Origin of the sequence: Prochlorococcus marinus XMU1419 (genome assembly GCF_017695955.1) — a bacterium.
Lineage (GTDB): Bacteria > Cyanobacteriota > Cyanobacteriia > PCC-6307 > Cyanobiaceae > Prochlorococcus_A > Prochlorococcus_A marinus_AD.
In genome coordinates, this window is the sequence record NZ_JAAORO010000003.1 from 333,505 (window position 1) to 355,652 (window position 22,148).

Genomic DNA, 22,148 nt, shown 5'->3' on the forward strand with positions numbered 1-22,148 from the left:
GTAACATTCATAATGACGGTTAAAAAGGTTATATGTGTTTAGTTCAATGAAAAATTAATGGACATTTGTTTGATAACAATTGATAGCGACTTAAATAAATCCCTTCAACCTAAAAGCGCAATTGGAATGTTATGGCTTCAAACACACTTTGAGAATGATCAGTGGGAAGCGTTGTCAAATAGTACAGTAATAATTTCTGAAGAAAATTCCCAATTATTAATTGAAGACGCTTTGGATGCAGGCCTTAATATTAAATGTTTTTCTGATATTTCAATGTTGGATGTTTTCCCAAAAAACAATTAAAATAGGAATATTCAATCTTTAATCATGAAGAAAATTGAAGCAATCATACGTCCATTTAAGCTGGAGGATGTAAAAATTGCATTAGTAAACTCTGGTATTGTTGGAATGACAGTTAGTGAAGTCAGAGGTTTTGGAAGGCAAAAAGGTCAAGTTGAAAGATATAGAGGTTCCGAATTTACTGTTGAATTCCTTCAAAAACTCAAAGTAGAAGTTGTCGTAGAAGATGAGAAGGTTAATTCAGTTATAGATGCAATTGCTGAAGCAGCAAAAACTGGAGAAATAGGTGACGGAAAAATATTCATCACATCAATTGATTCTGTTGTGAGAATTAGAACTGGTGACAAAGATGAAGAAGCTCTTTAATTCAAAGAGTTTCTTTTACCAAATTTTGTATATATTCACTATTAATCCTTTTATTTGAACGACTTCCTAAGGTCATCCATGCCAAATACTCATGATTTCCAGCAGGACCTACTAGAGGAGAAGCGATCAAATTCTTTATATTCCATTGGGAATTCTGAGCAGCAGAAATAACAGATTCTATAGCCTCAGTATGGAATTTAGGATTGCGAACAACACCTCCCTTACCCACTTTATCTTTACCCACCTCAAATTGAGGTTTAATTAAAAATATTCCCTCAATACAATCACCTTCTAATAAAGAACCAATAGATTTAAAAACTAACTTTAATGAAATAAAAGACAAATCAGCAACCACAAAATTTGGTAATTTATTACTTCTAGATAAAAGATCATTAGGTTTTAAATTTCGAATATTAGTTCTTTCAAAAAGTATGACTTTTGGGTTATTTCTAATCTTCCATGCAGTCTGTCCATAACCAACATCTATCCCATAAACTAACTTTGCTCCTTGTTGCAATAAGCAATCAGTAAATCCCCCAGTAGAGATTCCTGCGTCAATACATATTTTATCTTTTACTTTAATTTCAAGTTTTTTAAATGCCTCCAGTAACTTATCGCCGCCCCTTGATACAAACATAGGTTCGGAATCAATAAAAAATTCAGATCCAATTAATACTGGTTGTCCAGGTTTGTCCAATACTTTTCCATTGATATCTCTAACCTTGCCAGCAAGAATTAAACCTTGAGCTTTTTGACGAGTTTCACATAAACCTTTATTTAGAAGATAAAGGTCTAATCTACTTTTTTTAATCATATATTAATCAATAAAAAACTAATAAATAATGAACTTTCACAAGATAAAGGTCCAAATTCTTTAATACCTTACAATTTTAAATTAGAACTAAATAATTACCCATTATTAAAGAAAGGAATAAAACGCAAACATTTTAATATTTAAGCTTTCTTTATTAGCCAGTAAAACGTTACATAAGAAAATAATAATCAGACAAATATGTTCAATGGCAAGTACATCTTTAAGGTATAAGGCAATAATTCGATTTTGGTTATAAAGTTTAAATTGATAATTAATAAAAATTGTGATCGAGCGTTACACATTACCCAAAATGGGAAAAATCTGGACTGAAAGCGCAAAATTCCAGAGTTGGCTTAAAGTTGAAATAGCTGCATGTGAAGCAAACTTTTCTCTCGGGAAAATTCCTGAGAATGCCATGAAAGAGATACGTTCAAATGCGAAGTTTGATGAATCTAGAATTAGAGAAATTGAGAAAGAAGTTAAACATGATGTCATAGCATTTCTTACAAGCGTTAATGAATTTGTAGGAGATTCTGGAAGATTCATACATGTTGGTATGACCAGTAGTGACGTCCTTGATACTGGCTTATCTCTTCAGTTAAAAGATTCTTGCGAATTGCTATTAGAAGAAATTGAGAACCTAGAAAATGAAGTTAGATTATTAGCAAGGGAGCATAAAAATACATTAATGATTGGCAGATCTCATGCGATTCATGGGGAGCCAATTTCCTTCGGCTTTAAACTAGCTGGTTGGTTAGCAGAAATTATAAGAAACAAAAAAAGATTGTTAACCCTGAAAGAATCTATAGCAATTGGGCAAATAAGTGGTGCAATGGGCACTTACGCTAATACGAATCCCAAAGTAGAACAGATAACTTGTGATTTACTTGGCTTAAAACCAGATACAGCAAGTACGCAGGTTATATCTAGAGACAGACATGCAGAATATGTACAAACTATTGCACTAGTTGGCGCTTCTCTAGATAGATTCGCAACTGAAATAAGAAATTTGCAAAGAACTGATGTTTTAGAAGTTGAGGAGGGCTTTACAAAAGGGCAAAAAGGAAGTTCTGCAATGCCTCATAAAAGAAATCCTATTCGAAGTGAAAGAGTAAGCGGTTTAGCAAGAATTTTGAGGAGTTACGTTTTAACAGCACTCGAAAATGTTCCACTTTGGCACGAAAGAGATATAAGCCATAGTTCAAATGAACGTATCATGTTACCTGACGTATCAATCTGTTTGCATTTTATGCTCAGGGAAATGAAAGATATAGTGAGCAATTTGGAAGTTTATCCAAAAAATATGCTCAAAAATTTAAATATATATGGTGGTGTAATCTTTAGTCAGAAAGTTTTACTTTTGCTTGTAGAGAAGGGCATGTCTAGAGAAAAAGCTTACAGCTTAGTACAAAAAAATGCGCATCAAGCCTGGAATACCCAGAATGGTAATTTCAAACAAAATATAGAGAGAGATGATGAAATAATGGATTTTATTGATCAAAGTGACTTAGAAGAATGTTTTAATCCTTCAATTCATCTCAATAATTTAAGTGTAATATGGGAGAAGTTAGGTATCTAGGATTTACTGAAAACCTTATCTAAGTTCAACCAGTGTTTTCAGAGGAATAATGACAAAAAACTTTAGGATTGAAAAAGATAGTATGGGAACAATAGAGGTTCCCATGGAAGCTTTGTGGGGTGCTCAAACACAAAGATCGATAATAAATTTTTCTATTGGAGAAGAATTAATTCCAATTGAGTTAATTTATTCACTCGCTCTCATAAAAAAAGCTGCTTCAATTGCGAATTTCAATTTAGGGTTAATAGATAAAAGAAAAAAAGATTTGATTGTAGAAGCATGTACAGAAATACTTGATGGGCTTCATGATTCGCAGTTCCCCTTAAAGGTTTGGCAAACAGGTAGTGGCACGCAAACAAATATGAATGTTAATGAGGTAATTTCCAATATTGCAGCATTAAAAACAAATTCAGAGCTTGGTAGTCATCAACCAATTCATCCGAATGATGATGTAAATAAATCCCAGTCAACTAATGATACTTTTCCTGCTGCTATTCAAATATCTGTAGTTAATGAAATAATCAAAAATTTAGTTCCAACGATAAGAGAACTTACGAAGATCCTTGATAAAAAAAGTGAAGAATGGAAAGACCTTATAAAGATAGGAAGAACCCATTTTCAAGATGCAGTGCCCCTTACTTTTGGGCAAGAAATATCAGCATGGTCAGAGCAACTTAAAGATGCTGAGAATGCAATTATTAATAGTCTGAATGAATTGTATTTCTTACCTCTGGGAGGAACTGCAGTTGGTACAGGGATTAATTGTCCAAAAGGATTTTGTGAAGAGTCTATAAAATCAATTTCCAATGATACTAATCTAATGTTCTATAAATCAAAAAATAATTTTTCTATCATGGCCTCGCATGATCGTCTAGCTCAAGTAATGAGTCAGCTAAAAATATTAGCAGGTGCATTATTTAAAATTTCAAATGATATAAAAATTTTATCTTCTGGTCCAAGATCAGGAATATATGAATTAATTATCCCTCAAAATGAACCAGGAAGTTCTATTATGCCTGGCAAAGTGAATCCTACTCAATGCGAAGCTTTATCAATGGTTTGCACTCAGATAATGGGTCTTGAATATGCAGTTTCAATGGCTAATTCTAGCGGCACTTTACAGATGAATGAATATAAGCCTCTTATTGGGTTTAATATCCTTACAAGTTTAAAATTACTCAAAAACGCAATAGAAAACTTCAGAATAAAATTAGTTGATGGAATGGAACCTAATCAAAAGAAAATGAAGTTAAATTTAGAAAATTCACTAATGTTAGTTACAGCCATAGTACCAAAAGTTGGTTATGAAAAAGCAGCTGATATCGCAAAACTTGCTTTCAAAGAATCATTAAATTTAAAAGAGGCAACACTTAAGTTAGGATATTTAGATGAGGATGAATTTGATGAGGCCATGAATATTGATTCAATGACTTGATGGAAAACTTACTAATTATTGTCAATTCTTTTTGTTGCTGGATTAATATCGTCAGAAACTTTTATAAGATCATTTGATTCAGTAACAGGGAACCGGTTAATAGCTTTTAATGCAAGCTTTGCTTTGCTTTTTAATTTATTACTAACCCCAATACAGTATTGAACTTGCGATAGAACATCGATTGATCTCCTAATGATCCTTACTACATCACCTTCGTCTAATGAAGTATTAAAAACCAAATCTTTCCATTTTCTACCCCTTGCCCATTCAAGAATAATTCCAGTCAACTCTGTTTCAAGATAGATTGGGATATCAACATTATATTTATTTTGTTGAGAAGCAACTAATTTTCTTAAAACATCTAATTCATTAAAAACATCTATTACCTTTAAAGAGGGCTTGAAATTACACCAAAGATTAGGTCTCCTTATGTCAACACATATAGCTTGAATAATTGCAGCTAATTCAGGAGGGTCTAAATCATCTAAATAACCACTGACCAAAACAAGACCAATCCATAATTCATTTTCACTTCTTATTGCACCAACTGTTTGTCCAACTTCTGTTAATTCCAAATCATTCAGACAACCAAAGTGATTCAAAATTTTAATCAAATTGGTAAAAGTCCTCCAGTTATGATTTTCTTTATCCTCAAGAAGTTTTTTTCTCATATTTATTTCTTGTTCAACATCGACAATTCTTTTTCTATATTTCTTTAATTTCCTGGAGTCTCCAAATCTATGTGCGGGATGATCAGTTACTATTTCTTCTAAATTATTAATTTGCTGCTGTTGTGCTAAAACTTCCGTTGTCAAGTCATATTGTGGAGTTTGTAAATCAATTTTTTTAGAAACTTCTAAAATTCTATCTGCAAAAAACTGCGAAATATCATCTCCCGTAATAACCTCTCCAGAAAAATACATCTTTGGTGCTTCAAGTTCTAAGACATCAATTGCGTCCAAATCATTAAAAATACTTACTATGTAAGAAGGTTTTATAAGAATAAATAAATTATCAATTGTCAAACACAACAAACTTTTTATTTTTTTGTGTTCATATATTTTCTTACAAATTAATCCTGGAACAATTTTTCTTTTAATTTGAGGTGCTTTAATTGAAATTAAGCTTCCTTCATCAATATATGGGAGTGCATTAGTGATCTCTTCTGATAATTTTTCTGCAGCCTGTTTTTCTAAAATTTTTAAGAGTCTTCTCTCTTCTTTAAGACGATTTTTTAACTTTTCGTAGGCATCAAAATCTTTCCATGAAAAGTTAGATGTAATTTTTTTTAATTCAATTAAATCCTTATCTAAATTTTCAAGAATTACATTCTCACCTAAGGATTCACCTGCATATAAAAAACTACCAAAACTTCTTTTAATTAATTCTTTTGACTTCTCTAGCGTATAACTTTGTAAAAGATTAAGTACCATTCCATAGCTTGGAGTGAATTGACTTTCTAGAGAATTTGGTTTGCTAATAGCCAGTGCACTCGCTTCTTTAGCACCTTCAAATCTTGTTTGCAATGTAACAACATATCCTTGAGTATCTTTTCCTCTTCTTCCAGCTCTTCCTGACATTTGCAAAAATTCGCTGCTAAATAATAATCTATGCCCATCTTCTGTCCTTTTTGATAAAGAAGAAATAACAGTGGTTCTTGCAGGCATATTAATTCCTGCAGCAAGAGTTTCAGTTGCAAAAACAACTTTTATCAAACCTTGCTGAAATAATTCCTCAACCAATTCTTTCCATGCAGGCAATAATCCAGCATGATGAGATGCAATACCGCGTTTTAATGCTTCACATTGAGATTTATCTTTAATTGCTTCTTGATTATTTTTAAGATAAATATCTAATTTTTGGGATATCATATTTGCTTCTGAATAACTTACTAAAGTTAAATCTTTTATATTCTCAATAGCCTTGTCACATCCCCTTCTACTAAAAATAAAATAAATAGCAGGCAACATATTTCGTTCAGCTAGTTTTGAGACCACAAATCCAATTGAGGGCGACTTTGGTTGCATTATCCTTCCAACTTTTGCTCTCTTTTTCTGCCCTTTAGGAGCTCTCCAAATCTTACAGTTTGGATGAATTCCATTACCCTTATTATTTAAAAGTGGATGTAGGCCTTTAATACTACAAAAAATAAAATCAAGTGGAACTGGTCTCTTATAACTATTAATTAGTACTGTGGGTCCATGAACTTTTTCTATCCAATTTTGTAGTTGATCTGCATTGGCGATTGTTGCTGATAAAGCTATTATTTGAATTCTTGTAGGACAATGGATTATGGTTTCCTCCCAAACTGTTCCTCTTTGAGGATCATTCATGTAATGACATTCATCAAGAATCACAGATTCTAAATTTTCTAAGGGATCATCAAATTCATCAAATTCGCCATAAAGCATGTTCCTAAAAATCTCAGTAGTCATTACTAAGATTGGTGCTTCTCTATTTATACTTATATCCCCAGTTAAAAGACCAACTTTATCCTCACCATATTGATTAGCAAAATCTCTAAACTTTTGATTTGATAGAGCCTTTAAAGGTGTTGTATAAAAAACTCTGCTCTCATGAGATAAACCTCTATATATAGCAAATTCACCTATCAATGTTTTACCCGAACCTGTTGGTGCCGTTAAAACAACAGAATTTCCGCTATTAATAGCTTGTATTGCTTCTAATTGGAAATCATCTAGCGGAAAAGGGAAATATTCCTCTAAATTAAGCAATAATTGTGATTGAAGAGAGGATGAGTTAACTTCTTAATATATGATCTATATAGATATTAATAAACAAAAAATACCTTGCAAACTTTAACAGTAAATCTAAATCTTTTTAATTAAGTACATTACATTTTATTTTACTAAAATGAAAAAAATAAAAATTCCAAAAAATAGAATTCGTAAATTAAAAACATTTTCTTTAGGTAAAAAACCATTCGAACTTATAAGTTTAAATTCGCATAATAAAAAACTTATAGACTTATGTAGTAATGATTATTTTGGATTAAGTAGGGACAAGGATTTAATAAAAGCTGGTTACGAAATAAGCCTTTCAGAAGGTTTTGGTGCAGGAAGTTCTAGGTTTATTACAGGTTCAAGACCAATACATAAATTATTAGAGAAAGAACTTGCCGAGTGGCTTGATCAACAAAAAGTATTTATTTTCCCAAGCGGATTTCAAGCAAATATAGCCGCTATACAGTCTTTAGCAAACAGAAATAGTATTGTAATAGCAGATAAATTGATTCATAACTCTTTATTAGTGGGAATCAAAGCTACACAAGCAAAACTGATTCGATTTGCACACAATAATTTAAAAGATTTAGAAGATAAAATTATTAAATCTAAACCTAAAAAAAGTTCCATTTTAGTTGTTGTTGAATCTCTTTATAGCATGGAGGGATCAATTGCTCCGCTCAGAGAAATAACACAAATTTGCAAAAAAAATAGTATTCAATTATTAGTTGACGAAGCTCATTCAATTGGGATATTAGGCCCTGAAGGTAGGGGTTTAAGTTTCAATTACCGTTCAGATATAACTATGATTACTGGAACTTTTGGAAAAGCATTTGGAAGCGGTGGAGCTTTCATAGCTACCAATTCAGAAATTGGTGAATATCTTATCCAAACAAGTGGTGCATTTAGGTATACAACCGCGCTTGCTCCATCTTTAGCAGCAGGGGCACTAGAAGGTCTAAAAAAAATTGTAGAAAATAAAGAATGGGGGAATGATTTGTTATCTTCTGCTGAGGTATGGAAGAATGAAATTATTAAAAATTTTAGTTTTCCAGTTAAAGGAGATTCTCACATTTTATCAATTGTTGTTGGCCAAGAAGAAAACGCAATTTATCTACAAAAATATCTCGAAAAAAATGGGTTTTTAGCTATTGCGATAAGACCTCCAACTGTTCCAGTTGGTCAATCAAGAATCAGAATAACAATAAGAAGAAACTTAGATTTTAATCTTTTAAAGAATTTCATCAAAGTATTAAAAGATTTTAAATGAAACAAATTATTACTCAACATGGTTGGGGACTAAATAAACATTTCTGGGATGATTATAAAGTTGATTTTTTAAATAATAATTGGTATTGGCAAGATAATGAAAGAGGCTATTTTTCAACAAATAATTATCAAGCTAAATGGATTAAAACCGATTCAAAAAAAGAAATCAGAATGACTTTATGCCATTCATATGGTTTTCATTTAATTCAAAAGAAAATTTTAAAAGAAGCAACTCATATTGTTCTGATAAATTCTTTTAATAATTTTCTTCCTGTAAGTAATAAGAGAAACTTTATTTTGAAGTCTCTAAAAAGAATGGAAACAAAAATCATAAAGGGAGAACCAAAGGATATGTTAAAAGAATTTATACATAGATCATTTATGCCAAATGATCTAAATAATAGTTTTAAAAATATCTTTTATAAAAGTTTAGAGAGTTTAAATAAAACGCTTCTTTTAAGTGATTTAAAACAACTTTATATCAGTAGAGATTTTCCAGCATTTTTAAAAAAAGATTGCAAAATTATTTTTATAAAGTCAGAAAATGATTTGATTCTTGACGACGAATCAAATAATAATTTTTTTGATTCCTTAAATAAACAACTCTATAGGAAGCCTATTTTAATTAAATTAGCAGAACAAGGTCATTGCTTGAATAATTTAAATTTATACGAGATTATACAAAATACACTTAATGGTTGAAATGGATAATAAAAAGTGGAATGAAAAAATAAAAAATAATTTCAATGATGCTGCATATCGTTATTTAAAGTATTCAAAAATTCAGAAGTTTTTTGCGCAAAAGATAGTTCACTTTATCGAAGAATTAAATCCCCAAAAAAAAGGTGAATGGATAGATCTAGGATCAGGACCAGGATTATTAGCTGATGAAATAGAAAAAAAATTTTCTTCCCAAAAAGTATCCAGAATCGATTTCAGCAAAAAAATGCTTCTTGAGAATAAATTATCTAGAAAAAAAATTTTGTGGGATTTGAATAATGATTTACCTCCTGAAATCAATAACTGTACTTTATTAATATCTAACTTTTGCATACATTGGTTAAACAACCCAGAAAAGATAATAAAAAATTGGTTTAGTAAATTAATGCCTGGAGGTTTCTTAATCATTTCATATCCAACAAAAGATTGTTTTCCTGAATGGAAAGATACTTGTAGAAAAATTGATATTGAATATAGTGGTCTTAATTTTATTTGCTCTAAAGAATTATTAAAAGATTTCAAATCAACTGAAATACATTATTCAGAACAGTTTAATTATCTTGAAAATTTTGAAGATGTATATAAGCTTTTTAGAAGTATTAAAAATGTTGGGGCACAATCGACAAACTGTAAACGCAAATCAGTGAAAGAGTTAAAAGAAATTCAAAAGTTCTGGCCAAAGAATTACAATAATACAGTAAACCTTTCATGGCAAATTGAGATTCAAATTATAAAGAAATTATGAGTAGTCAGGATAGTATTTTCAAATTTATAATTTGTGGAACAGATACTGATATTGGGAAAACTTTAATAAGCTCGTTTTTTGTTAAAGGATTAAATTCCTTTTATTGGAAGCCTATTCAAAGTGGTATTGAATCGCAAACTGATAGTCAAACTGTTAAAAAACTTGCACAAGTAAGTAAAGAGAAAATAATTAAAGAAGCTTATGTGTTTACAAAACCTCTCTCTCCTCATTGGGCTGCCGAAATAGATCAAAAGACTATTAACTTTGACATGTTGAGATTGCCAAAAGTAAAAGACTCATTAATTGTAGAAACTGCAGGTGGATTAATGGTTCCAATAACACGCAATTTTTTGCAAATAGATCAAATAAAACAATGGAATCTTCCTGTAATACTTGTATGCAAAAGCTCACTTGGCACTCTAAACCATACTCTGCTTAGTATTGAGGCCTTAAAACGAAGAAATATTGATATTCTGGGTTTAGTAGTAAATGGCAAAAAACACTTTGATAATCCAAAAACACTTGTTGATTTTAGTGGTATTCCCTTAATTACTGAATTTCCTTACATCAAAAAAATGGACTCAAATAATTTAGACATACTATGGAAAGAACTTGACATCAAAAATAAATTAATCTCACTTTTAAATTCAAAAATAAGTTAAATGAAATCTTTGAATTCAAAAATTCCAAATCAAAATTGGCACCCAAATATTTGGCCACCTTTTACACAAATCAATAAAAGTAAACCGCAAATAGAAGTAACTCATGGTAAAGATGCTCTCCTATTTACTAAAGATCCTAAAAAAGAGCTAATAGATGCAATAAGTAGTTGGTGGGTAACTCTTCATGGTCACAGTAACGAATATATTGCTGATGCAATTTTCGATCAATCAAGAAAACTTGAGCAAGTTATATTTGCTGATTTCTTACATCCACAGGCAAAAAAATTAGCAGAAAGACTTAGTGAATTAACAAAGCTAGAAAGATTATTCTTTTCTGATAACGGTTCTACTGCAGTAGAAGTTGCTTTAAAAATTGCCTTCCAATCATGGCAAAATGAAGGAGAGACAAGATCTCAAATAGTAGCATTTGATGGTGCATATCATGGCGATACATTTGGAGCAATGGCTTTAGGTGAAAGAAATATTTTTAATGAGAATTTCGATAATCTTATGTTTCCAGTGAGGAGAGCCCCATGGCCTTCAACTTGGATGAACGATAAAGAAGTAGTAAATAAAGAAAATGAAGCGATCCAAAAATTAGAAACTCTTCTTAAAACTCCCACAGTTGCAGTAATCCTTGAGCCACTTGTTCAAGGAGCAGGAGGAATGAATATGGTTAGGCCTCAATTTATCAAAAAAGTTTCAGAAATTGTAAAAAATAATAATTCTTTATTAATTGCCGATGAAGTCTTGACTGGTTTTGGCAGATGTGGAACCCTTTTTGCATTTCAAAAGGCAAAAATCATTCCTGATTTAATAAGTATTTCAAAAGGCTTAACCGGTGGATTTTTGCCGATGGGAATAACTTTATGTAAAGAAAAAATTTTTCAATCCTTTATTGATGATTCCCCAAGAAAAACTTTTTGGCATGGACATAGTTTTACTGCAAATCCTTTAGGTTGTGCTGCTGCAAACGCTAGCCTTGATTTATTAGAAAAAGAACCACACAAATACCTTTCATTTGAAGAAAAACATTTATCTCATTTAATTAAATTTAAAAACTTACCTTATATAAAAAAGATAAGGCTATGCGGCACAATTGCTGCTTTCGATTTAGATATCGGTAACAAAAAAGGTTATTTCAATAATATAGGAAAAGAAATAAAGAGTATTGCAATGGAGCAAGGTTTATTTATTAGGCCCCTAGGGAATGTTATCTACCTATTACCACCTCTTTGTATAACAGATGATCAATTAGAAAAAAGTTACAGGGTAATAAGGCAAATCTTAAACAATCTGTAGTAAGAAATTTAAGGTCCCTGCAGTATTGCATTTTCGACATCTTCTCTATTAATACAATAGGAAAATAGTCTTTTGGTTTCTTGTCCTTCACTTTCCCAGATAACACTTAAATCTTCTTGTTCAAAAATAATAGTTGCATTCCAATTAGAAAGTAACAGGTACCATTTAGATGGATTATTAACATCCTTTACAGCACCCAAATCAGTTAGCCACAATTCCAATGATTTAAGTGAATGTTGGTTTATAGGTTGTTTATGGAAATTCACAGACTTTTTTAAAATATCATTTTACTAACCAGATAGGTATTGTATCTAATTCTTTGCCAGAAAAAAAGGCAATAAAAATTGAACCAATCAAACTAATAACAATGATAATAAATAAAAGAAATAACGAAAACAATTCCCCATTTGAAAAAGGTCTTCTATTTCCTATTAAATTTTGATTATTTGAGTCGACTATTAAATTATTTAAAACTTTAGTATTTTTCTTACTTCTAGATTTTTCCTTGAGTTTGTCATCATATATTTTCCTCAAATTACTATTATTCAAATTTTCATAAGCTTCCAAAACTTCTTGAAATTTATTTTTAGCGTCATCTATTTCTAGAGAAGTTGTATCAGGATGCAACTCAATGGAAAGTTTACAAAATGCCTTTCTTAATTCATGATTTGAGGCATTTTCATCTACACCTAAAATTTTGTAATAAGAAATTTCCCCTTTCAAAATAACCTTTTATTAATATTGTAATTCTAATAAATTTTTAATAAATAGAATAAATTCAATGAATGGTAAAAATTTATATTTATAACGAAATGAAAAACCTAAACATCCCAGAAGAAATTTTTCCCTTAATAACTGAAGAAGAGATAATTATGTTTCAAGAATTACAAATTAAAATTAAAGAATTAAATAATAAAATTAATTTAACAAGGTTAATTAATGATGATGATTATTGGGTATCTCAAGTTTTTGACAGCATTTGGCCCTTTAAAACTTTCACTAATATTAATTTTGATAATAAAAAATTTTTAGATATTGGATCTGGCTGTGGTTTTCCTGGTTTAGCTTATGCCATAACTCATCCTACTTCAGAAATATACTTAGTTGATTCTTCAAAAAAGAAAACAGATGCACTTAAAGCTTTAATTAAAGAGATCAATTTCAAAAACAAAATTCATGTAATTAATGATCGTATTGAAAATTTAGCCCATCAATCGTCAATGAGAAATAGTTTCGATATAGCTGCTACTAGAGCGGTGAGTAATCCATCAACAGTTTCAGAATATATAATACCAATGCTAAAAAAAGAAGGATTAGGAGTTTTATATTGTGGGAAATGGAATGATGAAGAAAGTAAAAATCTAAATAAAACTTTAGAAATATTAGAAGGCAAAGTTAGAGAAAAAAAAGGGATTAACTTACCAAGAAATAAAGGCACCCGAAATATTATTCTTATTAAACCTAAAGATTTTTGCCCCAAAATTTACCCTAGGAAAGTTGGTAAACCTGAGAAAAATCCATTATGAAATTATTTCTTTGATAATCTTTTAGCAACATTATCTCCAAACTTTTCTTTTAAAGTTCTTAATTTTCTTATAACTTTTTTTGGATTTATATGACCTTCTAAAACTTTCAATAATTGGCCTTCAGAAACATCCACATCTAGTAAATTAGCGTTAGATCCTGGGAACCAATGACTTCCATTTCCTAGTAGTTGATATCTAGCTTTTGCAAATCCTTCCATATCCAACCAATCTATTAAATTTGAAAGCCATAGCAAAACAGGAATATTAATATTACCAGGAGTATATTCCCAACTCGGTAAATTTCTATTCCAATTCTGATACCATTCAAAACCTAAAGCATTAATAGATTCATCCCTTAATCTATTTAATATCTTTGGAACATAATTCTCGGATTCTGATAACAACGAAATAGCCTCTAAATGCAAATCAAAATCTGCCTCTTTCGCAATACCCACACTAAGGGTATGGACATGTTTATTTCTTAAACAAAAAAGATCATTAAAAATTATAGGATGAAGTGGTCTACAAAGTTCCAACATTTTGTTTGAGGGTGTATGAAGATGTCCCCCTTTATCAGTGGGACTTATTATAAAAACCCCAAGATCATACTTATTTGCTAAATTTATAACCTTTGTATTTTCTTGATTTATGAAATACCAGTGCAAATTTACATAATCAAATAAATTTGTTGAAATAGCCTTCTCAATGAGCGAAGATCTTCCATGGGTAGAAAATCCAATATTCCCAATTATATTTTCTTTTTGAAAATTCCTTAAAATATCAATACAACCTCCATCTTTAATAGCCTGATGTAAATGTTCATCAGTATTAATGCCATGTATTGCTAACAAATCAATTTTCTTAACTTTCAATTTTTCAATACTTGTTATGACGTCTTTCTCAAAGATGGCAGGATCATTATTTGGAGGAATCTTTGTTTGAATAATGTTTGGGATTTTTTTAGTATGTTTAAAACCCATTCCTAATTGCAACTCTGAAGTTCCATAATACTTTGCAGTTTCTACATGACTTAAGCCATGTTTGTTTGCGAGATTTAAAATATTTTCTACTTTATTTTGTTCTTCATATGAAATCTCAGAAAAATCTAATTGGTCCCAACTTTTTTGAAATCTCATGCCACCTAAAGATAAAATAGGAATATTTAGGTTGGTTCGTCCAAATCTTCGATATTCCATTTTTACGAAATTAATGCTTATTCATTCTTGGTGGTTTTCCAAATGATTGAAACATATCCCTATCAAGACTATTCTCTAAATCATCCAATTCTTCAAATTTCACCCAATGGATGCAATCAACAGGGCATGTATCTATTGCTTCTTGTATAACATCAACACTATCTCCATCTTGTCTTACAGCTCTACTTCTACCATGAAATTCATCGACTAAGAAAGTGTTGGAAGCAACATGTACACAATATTGGCACCCAATACATTTAGCCTCATCAACCCAAACAGCTTTTTCGGCTAACTTACCACCTAAAACAGGCTCAAAACCTGAAATTTCATTATTTTCTTCAAAATTATCCAATGGATCAGCAAAATCCATAGAGTGATTTAACTATCCCATTTTGTCAAAACCAATTCAATAGAACCATCATTTTGGTTTTTCTCTTCAACAATTTGGTATCCATCATTTTTTGTCTTTGAAATAATTGTTTCATAAGCGTACATCTGAGTAACTTTAGAAATAAACCTTTCAACTGGAATTTCAAATTGCCATAAGTCCAGATCAGTGACTAATTCATATGCATTTGAATTATTGTTCCATTTAAAACCAACTTTTGTATCACCAGGTAAATTCATGCTTATATCTACATCAGTAAACTGTCCCTTGTAACCTTTGACAGATTTTTGATCTTGATTAATAGTATAACCAAGATGATTTAGGGCATTAATTAAAGGCTTTGATTCCTTTAGCTGCGTTTTAATGGTACTAAAATGTGACATTAGATTCGTTTTTAAGTTGTTTTAAATTTTCATTTTGATTAGAGATGAAAGCATCAGAGGATTTATTCTTAACTGTTACTTTTCCTAGAGCATCTTCAAGATTTTTTGTAGCTTCATTGCATGAATTACCAATAAATCCTTCAACAGTCTCCTCAACTCTTCCGTCTTGATGAATTTTGAATCTCAATGTTTTTTGAGGCATTAAATCCAAGTACTGAGTAAATTTACTTTATACACAATAACGAAAATTTTTTGTTTCAGTTGGTACAAGTTAATTAATTTTAATTTTTATATTGAATATACGATAAATTATTTTCTAGTCGCGCACTTATTAAAAAATTTAATTATAAAAAGCTTGCATCCCCATTGAATCTAAAGCAGTTTTTGCTTCTTCCATAACGGAAGGTTCTTTATCGAAAAGGGCTATCTTGGTACATTCATCAACAAAACTTTCTTGAAATGCATTATTTAATTTTTCGTACAATCTACACAATGACCAAATGCAATTACTTCTAACACCTGGTTCACTATCTATTTTTAAACTTATTAAAAGCTGTTCTGCTGCTAATTGAGCGTTTTCCAAAGAAACATTTCCAATTTCCGCTAAAGAACTAGATGACCACAACCTTACTGCAGCTACATCATTCTTCAAAGCATTTATTAATGGCTCTAAAACAATTTGGTTATCATAATTAGCTAGACTCCATGCAGTCGCTCTTCTTACGTATGCATTATCATCAGTTTCCAAAAGACTAACAAGTTTCTGGACTGCGCTAGGACAAGGATTACGACCTAAAGCATATACCGCACTCATTCTTTCAACAGGACAAGGTTGATCAAGTAATGGTAATAAAAGAGGGAAAGATCTTTGATCTCTGTATTCACAAAATATTCTTAAACCCTGGATTCTTTCTTCTCTGCTTCCTTCTAGCATTTTTAAAGCTTCATTACACTCTTGAGTTATGTTTAAACCTTTTGAAAAAGCATCTTCATCAATTTGCTCTAAAGGATCTATTTCAATCTCTAAAGCCAGTTCTTTAGCCAAAACATCTGGATCGACTGCAATTTCAGCTAGGCTTTCTTTTTTAGGATCCTTATTTTTTGTCATTTTCAAAAACTAAAAAATTAATTCAGTGGGGCAGGCGACATCATATCTCCTGGTAACCAAATTCTTGCACTTACTGCAAAGAAGGCGATCCCGAAAAGCGCGACGATAGCGAAAGGTAAAATTTTTGTCTTAATAAAACCCAAAGATTCAAAATTAATTAAGTCAATAATAACCTGTTAAATATACTTTTAAAAAATTTTCCATAGATAGTATTATTTATTTCTTGCATTTTGTCTTAACTGACCACATGCAGCATTTTTATCTAGACCTCTACTTTTTCGCAAGCTAACCTTGATACCATTATTAGAAAGTCTGGATTGAAATAATTGAAGATTTTTTAATGATGCTCTTTTAAATTCAACCTCATCGATTTGGTTGTACTGTATTAAATTTACATGACATTGGAAACCTTTTAGCAAATTACTCAATTCATTGGCATGTTGTAATTTGTCATTAACCCCACTTAGCATTAAATATTCAAAACTAACCCTACGACCAGTATCTTTTACAAATTGCTTAGAGTCTTCAATTATATTTTTGATCTCGTAGTTTTTTGCACTTGGTATTATCATTTCTCGTGTTTTTTGGTTTGAAGCATGTAAGCTTATTGCTAGTGTAAATTGACATTTACCTAATATTTGAAAAGACTTTTCTGATAATCTTCTTATCATTTTTGGAACAGCAACTGTGCTTACAGTTATCTTTCTCTGACTAATCTGAAAATCCTCATTTATAGATCTAATGGAGAGAAGTAAGTCATCAATATTCAGCAATGGCTCACCCATTCCCATGAAAACAATATTAGTTACTTTTCTATTCATTTCATTTTCAATAAATAAAATTTGATCTAATATTTCACTTGCTTTTAAAGATCTCTTCAAACCCTCCTTACCAGTTGCGCAAAATTTGCAGTCCATAGGGCACCCAACTTGACTTGAAAGACACGCAGTAAGCCTTTTTTCAGTTGGTATACCGACACACTCAATACTTTCTTTATCGCCTGTCGAAAGTAATAACTTGAGAGTACCATCGTTAGCTAAACATTTTTCTTGAAAACTTAGTTCACCTATCTTAAAACCATCATCTTTTAATTTTTGTCTAAAATCTAGTGGTAATACATCTATTTCATCAATATTTTTCTTTTTATTTCTAAAGTTATATATCCATTTATAAATTTGACGGCCTCTAAATGCAGCTTGACCATAATTTAAAGCAACATTTTCTAAATCCCTAATACTACTTCCAAGAAGATTTTTCAAATTGTATTTTTAGTTCAAGACTATTTTTACCATAACAGCAAACCATGTTTTAAAAAGAATTCGGTAAGAATAAGTGCAACAAATCCAATCATAGCCATTCTTCCATTAAGTCTCTCATTATAAAAATGAAATCCATAACGAGGTAATTTTCTTTTGGGGACAATCTCTGGTTTAATCATCACTTACATATCAAAGAAGCTATTCTAATCACTAAATATGAAAATAGATAAAAATTATTCATCGGATAGAAGACCCTCCTCTTGTAATCCCTCGAGGGCAGCAGGATCTGGTAATTGATCTTCAGAAAATTGATTTTCAGCACTAGGTCTTGCAAAGGCAGCAAAATTACTTGAAGTAGGGTCAATTCCATGGCGGTTCCTCGTAGTTTCCAAATCTTCATCACTCGGATCATCAAGTATTGCAGTAGAGCTTACCGAAGGCGATTGTGGCATATCAACTGTATAGTCTGGCCTTAAGTTCTGTGCTCTTCTATATCCACCTGATTCTTCCGCGAGGATATCAGGATGGGGGCCCGCCTCTGAGGCTAATTCCTCTACAAATCCACTAAAGCCAGTACCTGCAGGTATTAGTCGACCAATAATAACATTTTCTTTTAAACCTCTTAACCAATCAGACTTTCCTTCAATTGCGGCTTCTGTAAGAACCCTTGTAGTCTCTTGGAATGAAGCTGCTGATATAAAGCTATCAGTATTGAGAGAGGCTTTAGTTATTCCTAACAGAACAGGGGTAAACTGTGCTGGAGCTCCACCTGTAATTGCCATAGCTTGGTTAGTATCTTCCACTTGCCTCAATTCTATAAGTTCTCCAGGTAAGAGAGTAGTATCCCCAGCATCTTCTACTCGGACTTTACTTGTCATTTGTCTGACAATAACCTCAATATGTTTATCATCAATTGCAACACCCTGCGACTTATAAACATTTTGAACTTCGTTTACCATACTTCTTTGTAATTTCGATATAGATTCTCGAGCAGCATCTATTAGTGGTTTATTATCCTTTAAATCGCTGAAGTAACAATCTAATAATTCATGAGGATTAATTGGACCATCAGTTAAAATTTCTCCTCCTGCAACTTGTTGTCCATCACTAACCATTATGTTTTTTCCAACTAATAGTTGATATTCATTAACCAGATCATCTTTTTCAATAACTGATAAGGAAACAGATTCTTCATCATTACCTTGTTTAATCTGAACAATTCCAGATTTTTTACATAAAATTGCGGCATCTCTAGGTCGCCTTGCCTCTAATAACTCTTCGATTCGCGGCAATCCTTGAACAATATCTCCTGTTTTCTGTCTTTCAAAAACAAGTAAAGCTAAACCATCTCCCCTTAGAACTAAATCTCCATCTTTAACATGCAAAACTGAATCAGGAGAAACCATATAAGGCCTACCAAGCCTTAGGGTTACTGAATCACTTGAGACTTCTTCAATTTCTCCACAAGAAGTAGATCTTTCAGATTTACTAACAAGGTCACCGTCTACTACGCGATCGCCAACTTTAACAACCGCTTTAGTGGTAATCTTCATTTTAATTTTATCTTCTTCTCTTTCAACAATTAACCTCCTTATAGGTTCATCATCAACAACATTTGGCAGTTGAACCAAACCCTTCTGTTTACAAAGTATTTGAGTAGTAGCTATTACATCTCCCGCTTTGACTATTTGATTATTTTTTACCTGTAATTCTGTATGTGTTGAACCATGACTTGAATCGGATATAGTATCTCTTCTTACAAGAATAGATTCTAAAATTACAAGGTTTAATCTATTTATTGATGGATCCTTTTTATCTTGAATAGACTCCACATCAATAGTCATTTGGGGAGTAGCATTAAAACTTTCAATACTTAAATGTGTTCTAAGCAATTCAACTCCTTCAACTGACTTTATCAACTCACCGTCTTTAAAAGTAAGTCTTTGAATAGCTTTTAAGCCTAAATGTGGTCCTTTTTCCTGTTTAACATGAGATAATTGGGGTAATTCTGCTTGATCAGGAATAGTAAATTCTTCTACCGTTCTTAACAGTAAACCTCTACATTTTGGGGTTTCTAATTTCTGAACAAATAGAATCTCTTTATTATCAATATCATCCATAATCTTCTCGCCTGGATTTACAAGGTTGCCTTCTTCCGTAAATCTATTGAGAACCTCTTCATCATCGCACTCATGAAAAGTTCCATTTCTCACGGTTATTTCACGGAGGATATCATTTTTCTGAGTTACGGTGACTATCCCAGATGTTTGACTAAAGATATCCTTAACAACTTCTGTTCCAGCTTCAATCCATTTCATATCTTCAATCATTAGAAGAGATATATCTTTATTTATTTCATGCGTCTCTTGAGGAATCCAAAGCAATGTTCCTCCTTGATTAACTTCAAAACCATTCTTAGATGATCTAGCTTTTTTAACACTCAATCCTGGTGCATATTTTACTAGTCCACCAGTTTTTGTACGATACCTTTCATCCGTTAAATCCGCTATAACCTCACCATTACTAATCTTACTCCCTGGAGAAGTATTCAAACGATAAGAAATACCATCAGTTGATTCTAAATGATGTATTTGGCCAGAGTGTGTAGATTCTTCAATTAATTTAAAATTGCTTATCGTCATTGAAGTTGTGACAATCTGAACTTCCCTCGAATCTCCTATTGATTCTCTTAATCTAACTTTTCCACCAAACTCACTTGATTGACTTGCCTCTGCTAGAACAGTTCCTTCATTAACAGACTTTTCAGATGAAATAACTGGTCTTGCGTTGGGTGGCAGATTATAAACATCTCCGGCCAAAACCCACAATCTTCCCAATCTCTGAGCTTTTAAAGTAATATTTCCCTGCCGATCGGTGACCTCTTTTGGTTGAATAACCTTGTCATACTTGACTTGACCAGCCAAATCGCAAATAACATCCTTGGTTGCTTTTTCAACGCTCTTTTTCACTGCACCAGCAGTAATCTGAGCAACAGTTATATCTGAATTAATATTTTCACCATTATCAACGAATAAAAGTGATCCACTTGAAACTTCAATTTTTTGAGGTTTGCTGGAATTATTTTCTTGAGGAACTATTTTTAAAATAAAATCAACTTCGGCTTGCTTAGCTTCTACGCCATGTGGAGTTCTATAACCTCTAACCTTAGCTTTTGAACTGAACTCAACTTTACCAGCAATCTTTGATCTTACTACACCACTTTCAGCAGTAGATACACCTCCAGTATGAAAAGTTCTCATTGTTAATTGAGTTCCTGGTTCTCCGATAGATTGAGCAGCAATGATTCCTACTGCTTCACCTAAGTCAACCAAATGATTATGAGCCAAAGCCCATCCGTAACATCTCCTACAAACAGATCTGTTCGCTTCGCATGTTAATGGGGATCTTATATTTACTTTTGTAATAGATGCTTTCTCAATTTTTTCTGAAATTGAAGGATCTATTGCAGTATTTTCTGGAATAATTATGTTATCTTCAGAATCTAAAATATCAGAAGCTGTAAGTCTTCCAAGAAGCCTAGTTCCAAATTTACCATCCTCAGCTTCCACGACTATTGATCGTTCTGTTCCACAATCCTCTTCTCTAACAATTACATCTTGAGCTACATCAACTAATCTTCGAGTCAAATAGCCAGAGTCTGCAGTTCTTAAAGCAGTATCCACCAAACCTTTCCTAGCTCCATAAGAAGAAATTACGTATTCAGTAACAGTAAGTCCTTCTCTAAAGTTTGTTCTTATTGGAAGGTCAATAATTTCTCCTTGAGGATTAGCCATCAACCCTCTCATACCTACAAGTTGTCTCACCTGAGACATATTACCCCTTGCCCCTGAATTAGCCATCATCCAAACGGAATTTAGAGGATCATTTTGATTAAAATTATTTTTAACAGCATCTACTAATCTTTCATTAGTTTCAGTCCATGTATCGATAACTTTTGTATGTCTTTCAACTTCTGTAATTTCACCAAGTCTGTAGCATTCTTCTGTAGCAGATATTTGCTCTTCAGCTTGTCCTATTAAATCTTGTTTAGCTTCAGGAACTTTTAAGTCATCTACTGAAATAGAAACGGCAGCTTGAGTAGCATATTTAAATCCTAAATCTTTTAAATTATCAGCCATTGCTGCAGTAATAGCAGTACCGTGTGTTTTATAAGACCAAGAGACTAAATTTTTTAAAGCTTTCTTATCAACTACTTTATTCTTGAATGATGGAGGCGTCTTGGCCAAAGACGGCATTGTTATTGGATTATTTTTTTTTGAGTTTTTAGAAGTTTTACGAACTTTAGAAGTTTTTTTAGGTTTGGATGATGTCATGATTTTAAAATAAATGAA

At 31.7% G+C, this 22,148-nt stretch carries 22 protein-coding genes; 10 read left to right on the forward strand and 12 right to left on the reverse strand.

The genetic code is table 11. The annotated features are described in order from the left end of the window. Nucleotides 1-57 precede the first annotated feature (57 nt). Nucleotides 58-303 carry a hypothetical protein gene (locus HA151_RS07960; protein ID WP_209106925.1) on the forward strand — a complete coding sequence of 82 codons (246 nt, stop codon included), beginning with the start codon at nucleotides 58-60 and terminating at the stop codon, nucleotides 301-303. A gap of 24 nt (nucleotides 304-327) precedes the next feature. Further along, entirely contained in the window at nucleotides 328-666 is a 339-nt protein-coding gene (locus tag HA151_RS07965) for a P-II family nitrogen regulator (RefSeq protein ID WP_011377098.1), read from the forward strand. A 1-nt stretch (nucleotide 667) separates the two neighbouring features. Here HA151_RS07965 and HA151_RS07970 read toward each other — a convergent pair whose 3' ends face one another. Further along, on the reverse strand, nucleotides 668-1,480 hold the full coding sequence (locus HA151_RS07970) for a TlyA family RNA methyltransferase (protein ID WP_209106926.1): 813 nt from the start codon (nucleotides 1,478-1,480) through the stop codon (nucleotides 668-670). A 283-nt stretch (nucleotides 1,481-1,763) separates the two neighbouring features. On the opposite strand from HA151_RS07970, the gene purB reads away from it, so the two are divergent. Together purB and HA151_RS07980 are read left to right on the forward strand one after the other, a co-directional pair. Next, nucleotides 1,764-3,059: an adenylosuccinate lyase gene (gene purB / locus HA151_RS07975; RefSeq protein ID WP_209106927.1), complete on the forward strand. Its 1,296-nt coding sequence runs from the start codon at nucleotides 1,764-1,766 to the stop codon at nucleotides 3,057-3,059. Between the two features lie 49 nt (nucleotides 3,060-3,108). Next, a complete protein-coding gene (locus HA151_RS07980) occupies nucleotides 3,109-4,494 on the forward strand; it encodes a class II fumarate hydratase (RefSeq protein ID WP_209106928.1) in 1,386 nt (461 codons plus the stop codon). Between the two features lie 11 nt (nucleotides 4,495-4,505). On the opposite strand, the gene HA151_RS07985 is transcribed toward HA151_RS07980, so the two are convergent. Further along, nucleotides 4,506-7,229: a DEAD/DEAH box helicase gene (locus HA151_RS07985; RefSeq protein WP_209106929.1), complete on the reverse strand. Its 2,724-nt coding sequence runs from the start codon at nucleotides 7,227-7,229 to the stop codon at nucleotides 4,506-4,508. 139 nt (nucleotides 7,230-7,368) lie between these two features. Here HA151_RS07985 and HA151_RS07990 point away from each other — a divergent pair, with 139 nt between their 5' ends. Genes HA151_RS07990 through bioA form a run of 5 tightly spaced genes read left to right on the forward strand, consistent with a single transcriptional unit; the run spans nucleotide 7,369 to nucleotide 11,936 of the window. Continuing rightward, complete coding sequence (locus HA151_RS07990) at nucleotides 7,369-8,508, forward strand: aminotransferase class I/II-fold pyridoxal phosphate-dependent enzyme (RefSeq protein ID WP_209106930.1); 1,140 nt, start codon at nucleotides 7,369-7,371, stop codon at nucleotides 8,506-8,508. Continuing rightward, nucleotides 8,505-9,209, forward strand: coding sequence for a hypothetical protein (locus HA151_RS07995; RefSeq protein WP_209106931.1), 705 nt, complete (start codon nucleotides 8,505-8,507; stop codon nucleotides 9,207-9,209). The genes HA151_RS07990 and HA151_RS07995 overlap by 4 nt, the downstream gene beginning before the upstream one ends. Next, the gene (locus HA151_RS08000; protein ID WP_209106932.1) at nucleotides 9,202-9,972 is read left to right on the forward strand and encodes a methyltransferase domain-containing protein; all 771 of its coding nucleotides are present in this window, start codon (nucleotides 9,202-9,204) and stop codon (nucleotides 9,970-9,972) included. Before HA151_RS07995 ends, HA151_RS08000 begins: the two co-directional genes overlap by 8 nt. Continuing rightward, nucleotides 9,969-10,634, forward strand: coding sequence for a dethiobiotin synthase (bioD, locus tag HA151_RS08005; protein WP_209106933.1), 666 nt, complete (start codon nucleotides 9,969-9,971; stop codon nucleotides 10,632-10,634). Before HA151_RS08000 ends, bioD begins: the two co-directional genes overlap by 4 nt. After that, nucleotides 10,635-11,936, forward strand: a complete 1,302-nt coding sequence (bioA, locus tag HA151_RS08010; RefSeq protein WP_209106934.1) for an adenosylmethionine--8-amino-7-oxononanoate transaminase — start codon at nucleotides 10,635-10,637, stop codon at nucleotides 11,934-11,936. It abuts the gene before it with no gap. A gap of 8 nt (nucleotides 11,937-11,944) precedes the next feature. On the opposite strand, the gene HA151_RS08015 is transcribed toward bioA, so the two are convergent. Next, nucleotides 11,945-12,202 (reverse strand): DUF3143 domain-containing protein, encoded by a 258-nt coding sequence (locus tag HA151_RS08015; RefSeq protein ID WP_209106935.1) that lies wholly within the window; start codon nucleotides 12,200-12,202, stop codon nucleotides 11,945-11,947. 16 nt (nucleotides 12,203-12,218) lie between these two features. Beyond that, complete coding sequence (locus tag HA151_RS08020; RefSeq protein WP_209106936.1) at nucleotides 12,219-12,659, reverse strand: J domain-containing protein; 441 nt, start codon at nucleotides 12,657-12,659, stop codon at nucleotides 12,219-12,221. Nucleotides 12,660-12,748: 89 nt separating this feature from the next. Between HA151_RS08020 and rsmG the strand changes: the two genes are divergently transcribed. Beyond that, complete coding sequence (gene rsmG, locus HA151_RS08025) at nucleotides 12,749-13,462, forward strand: 16S rRNA (guanine(527)-N(7))-methyltransferase RsmG (protein WP_209106937.1); 714 nt, start codon at nucleotides 12,749-12,751, stop codon at nucleotides 13,460-13,462. 2 nt (nucleotides 13,463-13,464) lie between these two features. Here rsmG and HA151_RS08030 read toward each other — a convergent pair whose 3' ends face one another. The 8 genes from HA151_RS08030 to HA151_RS08065 all read right to left on the reverse strand — a co-directional run bounded on the left by HA151_RS08030 (nucleotide 13,465) and on the right by HA151_RS08065 (nucleotide 22,130). Further along, nucleotides 13,465-14,658: an aldo/keto reductase gene (locus tag HA151_RS08030; RefSeq protein ID WP_209106938.1), complete on the reverse strand. Its 1,194-nt coding sequence runs from the start codon at nucleotides 14,656-14,658 to the stop codon at nucleotides 13,465-13,467. A gap of 10 nt (nucleotides 14,659-14,668) precedes the next feature. Beyond that, on the reverse strand, nucleotides 14,669-15,028 hold the full coding sequence (locus tag HA151_RS08035; protein ID WP_209106939.1) for a ferredoxin: 360 nt from the start codon (nucleotides 15,026-15,028) through the stop codon (nucleotides 14,669-14,671). An 8-nt stretch (nucleotides 15,029-15,036) separates the two neighbouring features. Continuing rightward, nucleotides 15,037-15,429: a DUF1257 domain-containing protein gene (locus HA151_RS08040; protein ID WP_209106940.1), complete on the reverse strand. Its 393-nt coding sequence runs from the start codon at nucleotides 15,427-15,429 to the stop codon at nucleotides 15,037-15,039. Next, nucleotides 15,416-15,631, reverse strand: coding sequence for a DUF2997 domain-containing protein (locus tag HA151_RS08045; protein WP_209106941.1), 216 nt, complete (start codon nucleotides 15,629-15,631; stop codon nucleotides 15,416-15,418). The genes HA151_RS08040 and HA151_RS08045 overlap by 14 nt, the downstream gene beginning before the upstream one ends. A 138-nt stretch (nucleotides 15,632-15,769) precedes the next feature. Then, nucleotides 15,770-16,537, reverse strand: a complete 768-nt coding sequence (locus HA151_RS08050) for a HEAT repeat domain-containing protein (protein ID WP_209106942.1) — start codon at nucleotides 16,535-16,537, stop codon at nucleotides 15,770-15,772. Between the two features lie 212 nt (nucleotides 16,538-16,749). Next, a complete protein-coding gene (gene rlmN / locus HA151_RS08055; RefSeq protein ID WP_209106943.1) occupies nucleotides 16,750-17,796 on the reverse strand; it encodes a 23S rRNA (adenine(2503)-C(2))-methyltransferase RlmN in 1,047 nt (348 codons plus the stop codon). A 26-nt stretch (nucleotides 17,797-17,822) separates the two neighbouring features. Further along, complete coding sequence (locus tag HA151_RS08060) at nucleotides 17,823-17,975, reverse strand: high light inducible protein (protein WP_209107155.1); 153 nt, start codon at nucleotides 17,973-17,975, stop codon at nucleotides 17,823-17,825. 54 nt (nucleotides 17,976-18,029) lie between these two features. Further along, the gene (locus tag HA151_RS08065) at nucleotides 18,030-22,130 is read right to left on the reverse strand and encodes a DNA-directed RNA polymerase subunit beta' (protein ID WP_209106944.1); all 4,101 of its coding nucleotides are present in this window, start codon (nucleotides 22,128-22,130) and stop codon (nucleotides 18,030-18,032) included. Nucleotides 22,131-22,148: the final 18 nt, after the last annotated feature.